This is a genomic window from Pseudoalteromonas sp. AWM4_233, from assembly GCF_056158285.1.
Genome location: NZ_JBSWSZ010000123.1, coordinates 1 through 2,761 on the forward strand (window position 1 = coordinate 1; position 2,761 = coordinate 2,761).

4 protein-coding genes and 1 pseudogene are annotated in these 2,761 nt (G+C 35.6%); 4 read left to right on the forward strand and 1 reads right to left on the reverse strand.

Translation table 11 applies throughout. The annotated features are described in order from the left end of the window. The first annotated feature begins 395 nt into the window (after positions 1-395). The 4 genes from ACXAC4_RS26515 to ACXAC4_RS26530 all read left to right on the forward strand — a co-directional run bounded on the left by ACXAC4_RS26515 (position 396) and on the right by ACXAC4_RS26530 (position 2,076). On the forward strand, positions 396-1,106 hold the full coding sequence (locus ACXAC4_RS26515) for a hypothetical protein (RefSeq protein ID WP_475167967.1): 711 nt from the start codon (positions 396-398) through the stop codon (positions 1,104-1,106). Further along, positions 1,096-1,479: a polysaccharide deacetylase family protein gene (locus tag ACXAC4_RS26520; RefSeq protein ID WP_475167969.1), complete on the forward strand. Its 384-nt coding sequence runs from the start codon at positions 1,096-1,098 to the stop codon at positions 1,477-1,479. The genes ACXAC4_RS26515 and ACXAC4_RS26520 overlap by 11 nt, the downstream gene beginning before the upstream one ends. A gap of 116 nt (positions 1,480-1,595) precedes the next feature. Beyond that, a complete protein-coding gene (locus ACXAC4_RS26525) occupies positions 1,596-1,958 on the forward strand; it encodes an aminopeptidase (RefSeq protein WP_475167975.1) in 363 nt (120 codons plus the stop codon). A gap of 16 nt (positions 1,959-1,974) precedes the next feature. Continuing rightward, on the forward strand, positions 1,975-2,076 hold the full coding sequence (locus ACXAC4_RS26530; RefSeq protein ID WP_475167978.1) for an aminopeptidase: 102 nt from the start codon (positions 1,975-1,977) through the stop codon (positions 2,074-2,076). Positions 2,077-2,191: 115 nt separating this feature from the next. Here ACXAC4_RS26530 and ACXAC4_RS26535 read toward each other — a convergent pair. Next, positions 2,192-2,692, reverse strand: a pseudogene (locus ACXAC4_RS26535) (alpha-amylase family glycosyl hydrolase); the annotation flags it as partial. Positions 2,693-2,761: the final 69 nt, after the last annotated feature.

A 2,761-nucleotide genomic window follows, 5' to 3' on the forward strand; every position in this document is an offset into this window, starting at 1 on the left:
ATAAATCACTTTCCAAATTATACAAATAACAAGTTTAAAATGTTATAATTTTCAAAAAGCCATTGGAGGATATTATGAAAGCCCACGCAATTTTCGATTTCTTACATTTACTAGTCTTAACCCTAAAAAGCTATTATGTATGGGGAATGCCTATCTATGTCTTTATTATTCCTCTTATCTTTGTAGTCGGTTATATTATTATTAATTCTAATAAGAAACAAAAAAATACATCTATTCAAAGTCACTAATCTATTACCTTAATAGCCTCCTAAAAATCATATTCCCCTCATTTTCTTCAAATGATATGATGAACAAGGGTATATCCCCACCACTCTTATAGCGGTGGGGATTTTAATGTCAATATGCAACATACTACACAATAGAAGGTGATTTTTATGAGAAAATACGCAACAATTGCTTTATGTACGTCTGCCATTCTAGCAGGCTGCAATACTAGCAATGTAAGCCAAGAACCTAAAAAAGAGAAAAAGGTTCAAGAAGTAGCTAAACAAAAAGAGACTGTACAAGAACAAGGTAAAATTTCTTATACTCCCATCACATACGAATCTACAGACACTACTATTCATATGACAGATATAAAAGATAATTTAACTGAGGTACAATATAAAATTTGGCGCACAGCTGATGGAAAGGAAAGTGCTAAATCTTTTTCTTCTAAAGAAAAAGAGAAACAATTTACACTTCCTTTTGATATAAAAGAATTTGAAGGAAAACGCGGTGAGTTCCAAATTGAAGCAACAGGAATGAAAGAAGATGGGAAAACAATCTCGCTTACGAAATCTACTATTACTTTCGAACAAAAGGTTCCTGTTCTTATGTATCACGCAATTGATGATTATCATGGTCAAGGTATTAAAGACTTATTCGTATCACCAGCTAACTTTGAAGCACAAATGAAACATTTAAAGGACAATGGTTATACGCTGTTAACGTTTGAACGCTGGAGTGATATAAATAAAGTAAATAAGCCGATTTTCGTTACATTTGATGACGGTATGAAAAATAATATGAATGCATTTCGCGTTTTACAAAAGCTAAAAGATGATAACTTTCAAACCGGTAGCAACAGAATATATGATTGTTGATAACGTTGATGTAGAAGGAGCATTGTCTACTTCTGAAATAAAAGAAATGGTTGATTCCGGCATTTTCTCGGTGCAATCTCATACTGCAACACATGCAGACTTGCCGAAAATTACAAACTATGAGGAAGAGTTAAAAGGTTCAAAAGAAAAGCTAGAAAAAATAACAGGTAAGCCTGTTATCGCAATCGCATATCCATTCGGCCATGTAGATGATAAGGTTGTTGCAGAAACGAAGAAGTATTATCAATTTGCGACGACGACAAAGCCTGGGCAATTCATTACGAAGGGTGAACCTGATGAATTGTTAAAGATGAAGCGCGTTCGTATACACCATACAACGACTGTAGAGCAATTTGCTTCTTCAATTAAGTAAATGTAAGAGCTCAATACATTTTGAGCTCTCTTTTTGCGCTATATTTATATATATTTTTAGAATTTTCTTGTATTATATATAGTAAGAAATCTTTCAAATTAAAGGAGATTATACATATGTCATTTGAACAAACGTTAGAGAAATATGCTGCTCTTGCAGTTAATGTTGGTGTTAATATTCAACCTGGACAAACTTTATCAATTAGTGCACCTCTTGAAGCTGTACAATTTGTACGCCTCGTTACAGAGAAAGCATATAAATCTGGTGCAAAACACGTATATGTGGATTGGAATGATGAGACGTTAACACGCTTAAAGTTCGATCTAGCTCCTGAAGAAGCTTTCTCTGAATTCCCTTCTTGGAAAGCACATGCTCGTGAGGAATTAGCAAAAGAAGGCGCTGCATTTATGTCTATCTATGCAGAAAACCCTGATTTATTAAAAGGTGTAGAAGCATCGCGTATTGCAACAGCTGCATAAAGTAGCTGGAGAAGCGATGAAAGTATACCGTGATTACGTACAAGCCGATAAAGTAAGCTGGTGTGTAATTTCTGTTCCTACGAAAGAATGGGCTGCGAAAGTATTCCAGGTGCTGTAGTCCTGGAACTCGACATACCGTTTAACCTTAGCAATACGTAACTGAACGAAGTAACACGTAAAAAAGTACGTATTGCTAAGGTTAACGACGGTTAGATTCACCTCTTACACAGCACCTCTATATTGACTGTGTTGCCACACCCTGTATCGTTAATATAATCACAGCTATCATCTAACAATCGATAATAACCAGAATTATTCAGACCTTTAAAAGACAAGGTTGGACCTTCAAGCCCAGCTTCAGCGGTATGATTAAAGACAACATCTATAATTACCTCTATACCCGCTTTATGAAGTAGCCCAACCATTTGCTGAAATTCATCAATGTTTCCATCAACAAGGTATTCTTTATGTGGGGTAAAAAAGTTAAGGGTATTGTAGCCCCAATAATTCTGTAAGCCTTTGGCTGTTAAAAACTGTTCACTGATAAAGCTATGAACAGGCAATAACTCGATTGCATTGATACCCATAGACTTTAAATGACGAATGAAGTGCTCATGTGCAAGGCCAAGAAATTTACCTCTCAGCGCTTCGGGGATTTTGTTATTTAATTTCGTCGCGCCTTTAACATGACACTCATAAATAACAGTCTCACTCCATTGAACATTCGGCCTTTCAGGTGCTGTGTAAGAGGTGAATCTAACCGTCGTTAACCTTAGCAATATGATGAGTCAGGTACACTACAT